The organism is Pseudomonas sp. EA_65y_Pfl2_P78, assembly GCF_963970495.1.
GTDB lineage: Bacteria > Pseudomonadota > Gammaproteobacteria > Pseudomonadales > Pseudomonadaceae > Aquipseudomonas > Aquipseudomonas baetica_A.
Window position 1 is genome coordinate 378,189 of sequence record NZ_CAXAON010000001.1, and the last position, 13,854, is coordinate 392,042.

The window sequence follows — 13,854 nt, forward strand, 5'->3', positions numbered from 1 at the left end:
ATGGCTAACAACCCCGTTCAGGTCGTCCTTCAGACCGACCAATACATGAAGCTACCAGAAGGTGGCGGCGGCGGTGGCGCAAAGGATTTTTACGAAGACCGCGACGAAGAGTTCAAGCGCCACAAGCAGCAACTCCTCAAGCAAGTCGAATCCATTCGCACTGTTTTGTCCCGAGCGGGGGACCATCAAGTTGGCTACGTCAAGGTCAGACTCCAGTCTAACGCACTGGCGAAATCTCATAGACCTGTAGACGCGCTCTTCAAGCCTAAGAGCCTGCCGCTGGTGGGTTCAGGTGCGCTGGGTGAGCTTTATTTCGAAGTGACAGCAGAGACCTTGGGCTCGGTAGCGGAGGCCATTAGCGGAGCTGAGGAGACGGTCACCAAGCGTGACAACAAAAATAAGCCAAAGGCGAGTCCCGCTCGATCAGAAACCGGGGCGATCGAAGAGATCGTCTTACCCTCTTCGCAAGATAAACGTGCGTTTAGCCTAGAGCAGGCTTCAAACCATTTTGAAAAATGGCCGGGAGCTCGCTACTTCACGGTAGAACTGTTCGTGGATGAAAAATCTCTTCCGGGGGCAGCCAAATCGCGATCTGCAGCGCAGAGTGAGCTTCGAAAATTTAGAAAAGGGATTGAGGCGTTCTCACCGGAACTAAAAATTTGGGCATCTGGCGATGAGTGGCAAGCCCTGCACATCACAACCGTGCAGATTCCCGCTGCCATCGTCAAAAGCGCTGGGTTCGCAGAAACGCTCGTGTCCGTGATGGGTTTCCTGGATCGCTCTCCCCTTGTTCGCCGTTATGCGCTAGGGGCGGTTGTCACCCGCGGCCAGCAAACTGCACGCGCATCCAACGCTACCGTAAGTTCCGCGAAGGTTGTTTTACCCCAACCGCAGCCGGAATTGGACTACCCAATTATCGGCGTAATTGACGCCGGCATCAGCCGAGACAGCTCAATTTCAGCATGGTCCGCAGGAACTGTGGATTTCATGCGAGAGGCAGATGTCGATAGGGATCACGGTACTTTCATTGCCGGCTTGTTGATCAACGGCGCAACTCTCAACCCGTCGCAACCCATCGAGCAAGACCCGTGCATGTTCTTCGATTACGACCTCTTCACGGAGGACGAAGAGAAATTTGAAGACAATTTTCAGCATGGCTTCATCGACATGATGCGCCAACTGGACCTTGAGCTGAAAAACCACCACCCCGTGGGGATGAGAGTGATTAACCTCAGCCTCAACCCCGAGACCATGACCGATCAAAATGGCTACAGCCCGTATGCAGCGATTCTTGATGAGATTGCTGACAGGCATGACGTGATCTTCGTGATCTCAGCCGGCAACTTGGACGGTGCGCAAACACGAAGCCGTTGGCCCGACAGCGCTACACCCGCGCTGCAACAGCTCGCCACGTATAGACAGCTTGGAGCCGACCGCATCTACGTACCTGGCGAAACGGCCAGAAACATTACCGTTGGAGCACTGGAGCCTTTGGATGGCTCTGGAAAAACCAGGCCAGCACGCTATTCGAGACGGGGGCCGGCTACATCGGCAGGCATCAAACCCGACTTCGCCCATGTAGGCGGGTGCCTAGCCACCAATAATCCACTCAATTCGATCGATCATTCCGGGTCATTGATTCCGGACGAGGGAACGAGTTTCGCAGCCCCTCTCGTGGCCAAAACAATCGCTTTACTCGATCATCGCATAGAGGGGGAACAACCTCGGGATGTGCTGATGGCACTGATGTACCATTTTGCGAGAATGCCCGCGCTGCTTAATGACAAGCTGCTCAATGACGTCAGCAAAGACTTCGCGGGGTTTGGTATCCCCGCAGCCGTCGACGACATGCTTGCAACCGATGACTCTTCGATCACGCTTGTTTTCCAAGACGTACTCAAGGATCGACTAGAGCTATCGTTCGACTTTGAATGGCCATCGGTTTTAGTCGAAAACGGAGCAACACGAGGCGCCGTTGAGCTCACCATTGTCTACTCACCACCCTTTGACCGCCGACACCAAGCTGAATTTTCTCGGGTCAATCTAGATGCATATCTGCGTCAGGAGACCATGAACAAGAAAACCAAGAAATTCTCCTATGCCGGTCGACTCAAACCCGACCATCCTGGGATTCATGAAAAACACCTGATTGCGCATGGTGCAAAGTGGTGGCCGGTCAAACGCTACAGTCGAACCTTCACGCGATTGGAAGGTACTAGCAACTGGCGCTTAGTAGTGGAATCGCTCACGCGCGCCGGCACAGACTACCCATCCTCAGGTGTTCAATTTGCGGTCATCCTGACAATTTCAGACCCGGACAAAGAAGCCGCAGTCTTCTCGAGCGCTAGGAGGTCACTCATGGCCAGAGGCGTAAGCTTGCGTGATGTACGAACTCAAGCAAGAGCACGCGCTCGATGACCACTTTCAGACATCAAGAGACAGAAGGTCCAGGTACGCACGTTTTCATCATTGGAGTGGGAGATTATCCCTACCTCAAGGATGGGTCAGGAAGAACATCGCCCGACCACCGCGAGATGGGGCAACTGACGTCTCCTCCTGTATCCGCGATGGCCATGCTCAACTGGGTCGATACCACGCTATACAACCCTGACGCTCCTCTGAAATCGATTGAAGTATTGATTTCACAAGTCGGCCAAGCCGAATACACAGATGCGGATGGCTTAAGCCAGCAGATCGATCCTGCAACCTGGGGTAATTACGAAGCGTCAGTCCAGGCTTGGAAGACTCGAGCTAGCTCCGACCCAAAAAACGTCGCTATCTTCTACTTCTGTGGGCACGGGCTAGGGAATGGTGTTAATACGTATCTTTTGACAGAAGATGCTGGGCATACGGCGAACTTGCTCAGAGACGCTTTCCAAGTCAATGCGCTCAGGCTATCAATGAGAGATTGCCGGGCACTGAATCAGTTATACCTTATCGATGCCTGCCGAACGCTAGACCTCGCCGTGGTGCTGGACCCTAATGACATCAGTCAGTCTGGCTTGCAGAGACCAACCGTGCTGACCGTGTTCAAAGGAACGAACCCTGTCCTTTACGCAGCACAGATGGATAAGCAAGCGTATGGCGCCCCAGGACAAGTTAGCATCTTCACTGCAGCTCTACTGGATGGGCTCAATAGGTGCGCTGTTTTTCGAGTCAATAATCAACGCTGGGCGGTCGCACCCCTGCAGTTACAGCAAGCAATCGCAGCGATCATGGACGAGTCAACCGACGGCCCCGCCTGCCCTGCCGATGGCCTATCAGGAATTGGCTTCCCCATTCATGTCCTGAAAACTGTGCCAGAGGTGCTGATCCACGTGCGCCTCAATAATGAAGATGTACATCACTCGGCCGAGATAAGTTATACCTCTACAAGCTTGCGAAAGGTACGACCTGACTTATCACATCCTTGGCGAACATTCGTACCACACGGCCAGTGCTCAGTTGCGGCGCTATTTCAACCAGAAACCAAGCTGACTTCTGAACCACAGGATATTTTTTTGGTTCCTCCATTCCAGAATATCACCCTGGAGGTTGTATGAATCCGACCATAATCATAGAAGCGAACTCCAAAGAACTGTCTCGTGCCCCGCGCGAACTCCTCTGCTCGGTATGGCCGGTATCGATGGACGGTGGTGATCTGAAAATTGGTGATCCCGTCTTTTCAAACCACATGATGCTCATCGGGGAACCTACAAGCGATGAGACAGACTCCATATTGACGCTACCCGCTGAAGGCTCGTACCTCATAGACATTGGGTACCCAAATGGACAATCGCAGCGGACCACAATTTCAGTAAAATCTGGCCAGCCTTATCGGCTAGTGTTGGGTACACAAAAAAGAAGAGCAATGCCCCCAACACCCAAAAAAGAACACGATCTCAGCTGGCTGCCTAAAGTTATAAGCGCGGCTGCAAAACGCAGCACTAAGAAAAAAAACGAGCTAGAAGTCAACATTATTACTCAAGACAAAAACATCCCTCTCAGCGGCTTGTACGACTTTCTTACCGACACAGTAAAGACACAAGACGATAATAATATATTCGAACGAAATAACACCGATGAATTAGTCCACGAAATAAATTTGCGATTCCCATGGTGGGAGTACTCCATGCCACCCGACTTCCACCCCAAACGCAAGTGGATAATGATGCGCTCGAAAGGTAGATCGCAAACCCTGGTTGCGTACCCCGAGGGCTGGAGCAGTGGCAGCAATGTTTCCTTCAAGTTTTTGATAAGATATAAGAACAAAGAGCGACATGACACCTGTAGGTGGACAACCTCCCTCAAGCTAATGGATCCGATATATGGCTCCATGGTGGAACACTTGACCCGGCGCGATATTTTTTCATCACGTCTCATATCAGAAAGCGAACGAGGCAGGGCCGTCACCGCTTTATACAAGAAAGAGAAAAACCCCTTCTCTGCAGCCGCTGCCGCTTATATTTTCGCACTAGACGGCAACGAAGACTCCGCCCACAAAACATGGATGAGCAATCTCAGCGAAAGGCATGACTGGCTTCCTGATAGTGCAATCGCACTAGGTTGGAAGACACTCTACGACGGCGACAATGATGTGCTAGCTTGGCAAAAGGCCAGAGAACTTTTTTCGCTTGCCTGCTCTCGTGGTCTGCCGTACTACACAATAGGACTGCATATTTTAGTTGATGCTTTGACTTTACTTTCCCAAGTCGACCCTGATGATCAGGAAGTTCTAGGGATGCTTGCGGCAGCAAAAGCAGCCGATGTTGCGTGCGTCAGAACAGAACCTTTTACAACTTTGCAGATTCCCAAATATCTCGGTTTACCCATTAAACGCCCCTAGCACGTGGAGCTGCCAATGATGAAATTGACCGCACTACCTGCCCTATATGGTGATTGCTTGTGGCTAGAATACGGGGCAGAAACGGATCCCAGCGTGATACTCATAGATGCGGGACTGTCTGCGCCAGAGCCCCTCAAGTCCCGCTTACAGCAATTGGCAGCCAAAGGAGGCCATCTTGAACTGGTTGTGGTGACTCATGTCGACCGGGATCACATAGGTGGCATGCTGACACTGCTTCAAAATGACTTCTATGGGGTCCCAGTGCGCGACGTATGGTTCAACGGGTTTCGACACCTCCCTGCACCTGAGGGTCTCGAAGCGTTTGGCGAGAAGCAAGGGGAGCGTTTAACCAACTTGCTTCTGGAGAAGAAAACCCCGTGGAATGTAGAGCAAAAAAACGGCGGAATTTTTGTCTCTCCTGATCATTGCCCGACATTCGAACTCCCGGGCGGATCCCGAATCACGCTTCTCTCCCCGGATACTGATCAACTAAAGCGCTTGCGGGCCAACTGGGTAAAGGTTTGTGGAGAAGCTGACCTTTACGCTGACATGCTCGCTCAAACAGAGTTTTTTGGCAAAGAAGGCCTGGAAGCGTTCGGCCCCGTCACACTAGACATTAATGCCATGGCCAGCCAAATATTTCTAGAAGACTCCAGCGAAGCCAATGGCAGCAGCATTGCATTTATTTTTGAATACAAAGGGAAGCGTATCCTTTTTGGTGCCGATGCCTATCCGTCGAGGATACTTCAATCGCTAAGACAAATAGCAGGCCCCCCACCTTACAAATTTGACCTTGTAAAAGTACCGCATCACGGCAGCGAGAACAACGTATCCAGAGAGCTTATAGAGTCTCTTGAATGCCAGAAATACTTAATTAGCTCGAACGGCTCAATTTATAAACATCCATCAAAGCCAGCTGTATCTCGCATTATCAAGTACAGCACAAAGCCTCTACTACTGTTCAACTACAGATCCCCACACTCCGAGATGTGGGATAATCCCATCCTAAAATCACTATTCAAGTATTCAACGGACTATGGTGTAGATGGTGAAATTACTACTCCCGTGTGACTAAGCTGCATTCACTACCGCGCGATCTGAAATGCTTCGCCTGCACCAGCTAGGCAATTTTACCGTTTGCTCGCCAAACGATACGCTTGTTGTGTTATAGGATTAAGCTGTTATTTCTAAAAAGTCAGGCGAATGGGGATATCGGGTTAATAGGAAAACTCCGCAAATGGGACTTTTCCCTCCAAAGATTAAAAGTATATTAATCATGCCACGAAGAAATTTGCACGGAGCCGGCTGATAAAGAGGCGAGAAGAATTTTCTACCGCTGTACTTTAAAGTTAATCGCCTCCGAACTCTTCGATTGACAAAGTTTAATATTTCAGTGTTCTGCGAGAAGCTTGGTACCGGGCCAAAATACTATCCAGGGCGTTGTTTAAATTTGCCTTGGCTACTTTTTCCCCAATGATTTTGTTGATTATCTTGGCTACCAATGGATGCAATCTGTACTTAATGCTTATATTGAATAGTTCCATTATGGGAAGCGCATTGAATGCCGTCGTCAATATAGGAAGGTGCGAGATCTCTGGCGCTTCGCCTCGAAGGCATGCTTCAAAAATATGGGCATTCATCCTTTTCACCTCTGGTCAACTCTAGGTTCTGTATACCACACGCTGGACCCTTTACGAAATCCCCTTGAGACATCGGTTCCGGTCCTTCGCCATCACAACCAGGGAGCTAAGACGGTAATAGGGCGAATCTCGCGGGGGCTGGTGGTCTGTAGCCACCCAAAATTTTCAGCTAACCCAGCGCGCTCCGCTTTAAAGAAAAGCTCCCACACTGAATCACCCCGGATTTTGTCGGTTTTCGAAATTAATCAGAATACTGGCTTTGAGCTCTCCTTACTGCCAGGGTCAACCACAGCTCACCCAAGCACCACTTTTCAGAATGTTTAAGCTGCTTGAAGGGCTACTTAGATGACCACACCGTGCCACGGCTTCTCAGTTAAAATGGCGTGACGTTTATCCACATGCTATTTCGAAGCTTCGCCGCCACTCATGCTTTCACGGTACCGATAGGTCTCGGAGACAAAATCGATGAAAGCAACAGCAGACGCAACGGCAAGCCTGGCATGTCTTGGTTGGAGACCTCGATGTTGCCCGTCTCTGCCATGCCCGGTGCCATACAAGCCACGCAACTGAGCCAGATTGCTTGTGAGCTGAGTTAAATTGCGCAGGATCATTTTGATGTTCTCTGCACCTTTGGCGGTTTCACTGATGCCTTCTGGAACAAGCTGAAGTGCCTTAGCGACTTTTTTGGTCAAATCCCCTAGGTCATCCGTCTTGGTAAACGGAATTTCACGCTTAGTGAGTATCGATTTACAGCAAGTTTCGACCAACTCTTTCGCTGTGCCGATGGCCAGCGCAGGATCGCGTTCGACAGCGTTTTCCAACCTTTCTATTTCCTTGGCCATCCACCCCGCGTTGAGTGCTTCCGCAACGGTTTTTGCTCGTAGTACTGCTCTGGCCGAATTGTTATAAAGAGGGCGAAAGGCGAAGCGAGGCCGACCGGCAATCAGCTCCTCCTCAAACAGCTCCCAGCCTGATACCCGAAGTTGGTCGTTGTAGTGAAGTACTAGCTTGAGTGCTTCGTCCCTTATTGGGCGAACCACAGGATGAACGGTCTCACAGAGAAAACGAAGAAATTGTTCAGCGCTACCGTCAACTAACTGGAAGCGGCTGTCTTTGTAGACCCAATCGTTTTCCCAATCGTTGTTGTTGAATCGATGCTGATAGATATCGCCCGCCGCATCTTTGTAACGATTGTCTGTAGAAGGAAGCTTCTGAAGGTCATAGAGTCGGCCTAGGAATTCGATATCGTCCAATTGACCATACCAATTTACGTTATCTAGGCGAAGGCCATCCAGGATGTTTTGGCGGACACTCTTCGATAGCTCTGACTTGTCCGATCGCCAATCGGCGCGAAACTCCTTTGCCGGTACTAGGGTTGCTGAATACCAATTCTGAGTCTCATGCTCAAGTATTATCCTCAGCCTTGCGGTAATTTGCTCCTCAATCTGACTACGCCTAACCCCAAGTCGAGCGAATTCTGGAGCAGGAATCTTGAACTGAATTTCCCAGATATCCGTACCACCATTCCAGTTGTCATGGCCAGTCAGCTCTGCTTGCGCGGGATATTCACGCACGATGGCCGCAGCGTCGTCGGCTCCCTCAGAACGAAGGAGTGTATGTACCGTCGCTAGGATCGGCTCAAGCTTTTCCTGATTTTCCATGCCACCCCCTTCCAATTAAGCCGCAGAATTCCACACCCCCGTGCATCGCCCTTGTTCGGGTGCAGTACAAATTATGGATGACGTATGGCGTATTGAAAGCGCCATTACTATTGCTGACGTCAAAGGGGGCGTATTTGAGATAAGGTCCTTCGCTGATCTGCTCTTTGCTCTCTGCTCGCGATAGGGAAAAGCTTCGGCCATCGCCCCCCAACTCGGACCCTTTGCCATGAACAACCTAGACAGCGGTCTTCCACATCAACTCTTTGATATCCAAGACGATGAATGAACTGAACAGAAAGAATGCCTTGGCGAAGCTGGTCGAGGAATTAGATCGGCTTCACTTGAAAGCCCAATCAGATGATGGGCTCAAGGAAAGAGAGGCTGGTGCCTTCGATTTCGTTACTGCTCGAAATGGCCGTCAACGGCATTTCAACTCTGCAGCCAAGCGAGCCTTATTGGCATTGGCGCTCGCCTGGCAGAAAGAGGTACCACGGCTTTCGATCAGGGTAGAGATCAAGGAGCTGGTGACTTTGTTGCGCCAAACGGTGGCTGACTTTCATGCCGACGGCAAACTGATTGAGGATGCTTCGAAGAACTTGCAAGCGATCGACGACTACATTCAGCAAATCCTCAAACAGACTACAACAGACTTCACCCACTCATTCCCGGCCCGCACAGCTGAGATGGAATGCGTTGAGCCATTTGTCATTGGGCCAGTCACCATCATGACGCGAAAGCAATGGCTCGATACCGTCGATTTCAGTAGCCAATCCAAACAGGACACCTTAGACGGGGAAAAGGCTAATCAAGACTGGAAGACAGCCTTGCTCAGTGAACTATCCCGGCGAAAGGAGTCTGCAACTCCCAATTATGAGCCGATGCCGTCGCTGGCTGCCTTGATGTACAGTCCGCTAAAAACCGGCCGCTCTATACTGCGAGTCAAACTGTCTGGTTATGAGCGTTCGCTGTCATCAAAAGCGGCTCGACATATCTGTAAAACGGCGCTGGATGGATTGTCATTGATCCTAGGTGGCAAAGCCCATTTTCACATTCAGGCCCTTGCCGATGAGAGGATGGTTCCCGTTTCTACTCATACGATCATTGAGCAGGACGGGTTCTTGCTCACACCAGGCTTTGGTCTAACACCACAGATTCCCTTTTTGACCGGCCATGGGGTGAAGAAAGAACTTGATCGAGAAGGCGCTCGCAAGGCTAGAGCTGCGCTTGCAAACATTTTGGATGGTCTCGTTTCGCCCAACTCACATCCCCATCCATTGCTGACCATGCGCTGGGCAACAGCCCTAGATTGGCTTGCAGAAGGTACACGCGAGATAAACGAAGCTATCGCCCTCGCGAAAATCGGCACTAGCTTGGATGTCCTAACGGAGGGGGGGAAGTTTGGAAAAATTCTGGACATGCTGACCCACCTAACCGGGTGGACTGAGGAAAAAGAGTTTCAAGTCGGCCCCTATCCTCGCTCACTTCGATGGTTGGTAAAGGAGCTATACGACCACGGTCGTTCCAAAATCCTCCATGGCAACGTATTTGACAGGCTGCAATCCTTTGCAGAAATCCGCTCTGTAGGTGAAGACCTGGCACGCATCGCTCTCATTCAATGCGCGCTACGTTTACACCACTATGAGGGTAAGGATGGTCACACCGTCTTTCGTGATATCCCGGCTCCCGCTCCGCCCAACTGATGGAGCAGCGAAGCTGAGAGGCAAACGTCGAACTCTTGCCACACACTGAGGTGACAGCTCTGGACTTTGCTGGATCGTCCCTACGCAGCCGTCCAAGAAAACCCACAAGAACTCACACGGCATACTTGAGAGGCCGGAAGAGGCCCCATGTCCTCAATCCCTGGTCACATCCAAAAATCAGGGCGATGGACTGGGAGACACCAATTTTCCAAGGAGCCGAATCCAAGCTCATCAAACGTCTGCAACACTCTCTAAAAAGATGGCAATATGCCCGTCATGTGCCGCTTGGATCCAAAAATGACCTTGAGCGGCAGACGTGCACCCTTGCGCCGGTCTGGAGTTTAATTTGCTAGAGCCCATCACCCGAATACCGTTTTCATACACTTGTGCAGACGTTAGAGAAAACACAGAAGTAAAACGAATATCAGGCGATGCTATCGTGTGGTGGTATGGACCACTTCAGCAAAACCCCCGAACAAGAACAATACCACTCGTGAGTGTTGTATTCAGAAAATTGGACGCTAGAGATGTTCCATCAACGTTCATTACGATAAAAATTGCGCTAAGCCACTTACTCCATTACCGAATCGGAAGCATTTGGCGAAACGGGAAACGCATTTCAAATTCAAAATTCCAAGAAACCAAAATCTTTAGGATTAACTTCTCTGAGAGTGGATGGTCGCACACTTCGAGATATTTCGCGGGACAACAAAAACTACCTGAATCATTTCCGAACACTGACTACCCTCTTCCAAGAGCTCAAAATGACAAATGTTGGCTTTTGGATTTCAAGCTGCCGGGTGAACGAAATGTCCTTATACCTTGCACTGAGTTTCTTGTACGCGGCTACGCAAGAAACTCTGAAATACCTAGAGCTTTAACTTCACTCCCTTGGGAAGATGCGTTGTCTGTTTTCTATGAGGTTCCCAAGCCAGCTGAGAGTCATTGGCTGGTTAGACCTACTCGGCTAATGCGAGATGCAGATGCCATTTTTTTAGCGCACCTCCTCTATGACAAATATACAGCGTACCAAGCAAAATTCATCAATTCCCAACTACAGTCCAGCGACCCAAATCAGCAGGTTTTAATAAAGGTAGCGCCCTGGTTTCAAGGTCCTGCGGAAATAGAAGTACGTGGTTATTGGATCAACGATGGGAACACATTTTTGTGCTTAGACCTATGCGGGTACAGCTCTCCAAAGGGGCAAACCATTGAATGGCAACGGCTTAAATTTGATACAGACGATGGAGTGGACGGCACTGGGCGAACGGTGATGCCGAGGCCTATTAGAACTGCCATAGCCGACGAATTTGTCGCCGCCGCCGACGACATAGATCCTGATCATCACTCAGAAACGCTCCTAGTCAACGCCGCACCATTCAATGAACTAAATCCCCACCGGCGGGTGAATAAGACACGTCGAACAATAAAGGCCAATACTGGACGACGTGGTCCAACACCGACGAAGTCTTCCACTCATTCAACGGGTGAAGGTATCGGCAGTGGAAAAGACACTGCCAAGCTTGAGTTTATTTCAGATGCCGTTCTCGAAAGCCAAGGCTTTCTACGCGATATTTGGCGCGCTTTAAATCACATCGCTAAATCAAACAAAGACGGTGTTACCGCTTTGCGTTGGTATACCCCAACCGAAGGTTTGATATCATCCGGCACTCCAAAAATCATTAAGCTTCCTCCTTTAGACGAGGAATCGACGACGGATTCGGAAGCGAAAAACTGGTGTATTCTTGACAAAAAAACCGGAGAGACGCGAGGCCTCTTGGTATTCTGCATTACGATTAACAAATGCAACTACTTTGGAATCGAAGTGCAACATAAAGAGGACTCGACTTCAAAGAGTCCAGAGTCTTATGCCGGAGTGGTATTCAAATCACATGTAGGCAACATTGATGACCTTGGATCTTTTATCGAGCAGATTTGCTTGGAGATTCGGTATAAGGCAGGTCGATTCAAAAAAATCTTTAGGCTATTCCCAATCGATACTAATTTTATATATCATCGCAAGGGGACGAGTGAAGTTCTATACAGACAATCGTTAATAACCGCTTTTAAAGGGCTGGGCGTTACGTTGAAATAACTGCCCCCCCATACTTAACTTTGGTTTGCTAAGCTCGCCTCAGATCTAACCGGCCTTGCTTTCACAAGTGCCGAGCTCGAATCTGCAACGGCCTATGACTGAAGGATGTAAATAATACTGCCGTCTTCTGCTTTCGCGACAGTCCGCCTTAATTCACCACCCGTATAGCCATGCGACCGTAAATAGGAAGTACAGCTCTCATCCCACCTCTCCACAACGGTTGAACTGATGCCTGTTCCATATTCATCCGTCACTCGACCTTGGGTGTTTAAAATGGAAACAATTGTTTGTATATCAGCATTTGAAAGACTTTTAAGCCAACTGAGCATTTAGCATCTCCTGTTCGTATACATAAAATAGTATTTAAGCGTGCCTCCGGCCTCACAAGAGAACACACTACAGAGTTCTACCTACCCTGACTCAATTAAGTTCCGCGGCTCTCGTATCTCGAACAAAGCAGCGCTCAATATTGATGGTTTCGATAGCGATCAGGTAGAGGGCAAACATACGGATGAAACTCGGCGCGCCCAGGAGTTTGAGGTTTAATGGATCAGGCACGCTGGACACATACCAAAAAGTGACAGCCAAACAAAATGCCAAGATTCCCCCTCCAAATAGCGGCCCCCAGCTCGCTTGGTCATGATCGGCCAGATAGCTATTGAGTCGATTAATTAATCGGACCCAAGCGAGCAAGAAAACCGTGGCCGCCATGACCAGTAAAGGCAGCATTAAGCTACTCACAGAAAAAGGGTGAGCAATTGCTCCCCCCTCTTCGAAAAAGGTAGAAAGTGCTAGCGCTGAAAATACAACTGTTAGCGAACGGGACTTTATTTTTCCCAATGCATCAAGAATATCCTTAAACATAAATCAACCTCAATGAATGCGAGAACGGCGAGACCTAATTAACAACTAAGTTCAATATCTACGCAGACGCAACGTTTTAAAGGGCAACTCAAATACCTGGAACGCATGCTCATCAATTCCTATGCCGTCTTTGAAACCAACGCTGAATCAACGCTCTCGGGGATGCCCCCATCAGCGGCCGGCGCTGCGGCCACGCTTGAATCAACGCCTCACTCCGCAGCAGCAACGCCTCAGGAGGGTGGCTCTCCATTTCGGAAGGCAAGGAGCTTCGAGAAATTTGCCAACGCCGCTGGCGTAATGGCGGAGACGAGCCTTGCCCGCTACAACAACATGTTGCACCAAATACGGAGCGACCATTGATGAGACTGATCGCGTCACTTCCCAGCCTTACTCGACGAATGAGTCACTGTGTAGCTGTCTGCAGACGGAATCCAGAGGTAATTACCGCCGATCTCCACATCGAATCCATCTACTTCATGGAAAGAGGCCTGTTGATAAATAAGTGATTTGCGGTTTGCCCGCCGAATCCCATGGAAGTAAGCGAGCCCCTTCACGATCCACTTGCCTTCGAAATCTTTGACGTCTTGGCGGTCTTTGAACAGGTCAACCAGTTCTCTTTCCGCCTTCACGCGCCTAGCGGCTTTCAACCAGCGTTCGCTCGGGCGTGGGTTGAGCTTCAAATTGTGAGTCTTGTTAAGAAAGTTGATAAAGCCCGTCACTGCGGCCACCTGACCAGGCGAATGTCGCCAAAATGCCTCAAGAACGCTCTGATCGGGTAGCTCACCGCTGGCGAGCTTCGCATGGTTCAAAAGATTTACAACCGAACGAATGGACAATCGAACAGATCGTAACTCGATGTCTTGTAGGTTCAATTTGGCGATCAAGTAACGGTGATATTTGGCCAACAAGTCATTGGCCCAGGGCCCCGATACCTGAGAAAGCGGGAGTGTCAGATTTTTTGTGTGCGGGCCGGTAACGGCCTGCCGTAAGGCAAGCCCTTTTTTCACCAGTTCAACCTGGTAAATCGATCTCCATAAAGAATCGCAAACTGATTCATTGCTGTCTTCCA

10 protein-coding genes are annotated in these 13,854 nt (G+C 49.9%); 6 read left to right on the top strand and 4 right to left on the bottom strand.

What is annotated here, in order from left to right; genetic code table 11:
• From AACY02_RS01765 to AACY02_RS01780, 4 genes are read left to right on the top strand one after another with little or no spacing between them, the layout of a single operon-like run.
• Entirely contained in the window at nucleotides 1-2,418 is a 2,418-nt protein-coding gene (locus tag AACY02_RS01765; protein ID WP_339430485.1) for a S8 family peptidase, read from the top strand.
• Nucleotides 2,415-3,542 carry a caspase family protein gene (locus tag AACY02_RS01770; protein ID WP_339430486.1) on the top strand — a complete coding sequence of 376 codons (1,128 nt, stop codon included), beginning with the start codon at nucleotides 2,415-2,417 and terminating at the stop codon, nucleotides 3,540-3,542. The genes AACY02_RS01765 and AACY02_RS01770 overlap by 4 nt, the downstream gene beginning before the upstream one ends.
• A complete protein-coding gene (locus AACY02_RS01775) occupies nucleotides 3,539-4,825 on the top strand; it encodes a hypothetical protein (RefSeq protein ID WP_339430487.1) in 1,287 nt (428 codons plus the stop codon). Before AACY02_RS01770 ends, AACY02_RS01775 begins: the two co-directional genes overlap by 4 nt.
• A gap of 15 nt (nucleotides 4,826-4,840) precedes the next feature.
• Nucleotides 4,841-5,896, top strand: a complete 1,056-nt coding sequence (locus AACY02_RS01780; protein ID WP_339430488.1) for a ComEC/Rec2 family competence protein — start codon at nucleotides 4,841-4,843, stop codon at nucleotides 5,894-5,896.
• A gap of 970 nt (nucleotides 5,897-6,866) precedes the next feature.
• Here the strand turns inward: AACY02_RS01780 and AACY02_RS01785 are convergent.
• Entirely contained in the window at nucleotides 6,867-8,126 is a 1,260-nt protein-coding gene (locus AACY02_RS01785) for an abortive infection family protein (protein ID WP_339430489.1), read from the bottom strand.
• Between the two features lie 278 nt (nucleotides 8,127-8,404).
• Here AACY02_RS01785 and AACY02_RS01790 point away from each other — a divergent pair, with 278 nt between their 5' ends.
• On the top strand, nucleotides 8,405-9,826 hold the full coding sequence (locus AACY02_RS01790; protein ID WP_339430490.1) for a hypothetical protein: 1,422 nt from the start codon (nucleotides 8,405-8,407) through the stop codon (nucleotides 9,824-9,826).
• A gap of 493 nt (nucleotides 9,827-10,319) precedes the next feature.
• Nucleotides 10,320-11,921, top strand: a complete 1,602-nt coding sequence (locus tag AACY02_RS01795) for a hypothetical protein (RefSeq protein WP_339430491.1) — start codon at nucleotides 10,320-10,322, stop codon at nucleotides 11,919-11,921.
• A gap of 92 nt (nucleotides 11,922-12,013) precedes the next feature.
• On the opposite strand, the gene AACY02_RS01800 is transcribed toward AACY02_RS01795, so the two are convergent.
• From AACY02_RS01800 to AACY02_RS01810, 3 genes are all read right to left on the bottom strand, one after another.
• Nucleotides 12,014-12,250: a hypothetical protein gene (locus AACY02_RS01800; RefSeq protein WP_339430492.1), complete on the bottom strand. Its 237-nt coding sequence runs from the start codon at nucleotides 12,248-12,250 to the stop codon at nucleotides 12,014-12,016.
• Between the two features lie 91 nt (nucleotides 12,251-12,341).
• Nucleotides 12,342-12,785: a hypothetical protein gene (locus AACY02_RS01805; protein ID WP_339430493.1), complete on the bottom strand. Its 444-nt coding sequence runs from the start codon at nucleotides 12,783-12,785 to the stop codon at nucleotides 12,342-12,344.
• 374 nt (nucleotides 12,786-13,159) lie between these two features.
• Nucleotides 13,160-13,854, bottom strand: a 695-nt coding sequence (locus AACY02_RS01810) for a hypothetical protein (protein WP_339430494.1), incomplete at its 5' end; no start/stop codon positions are given.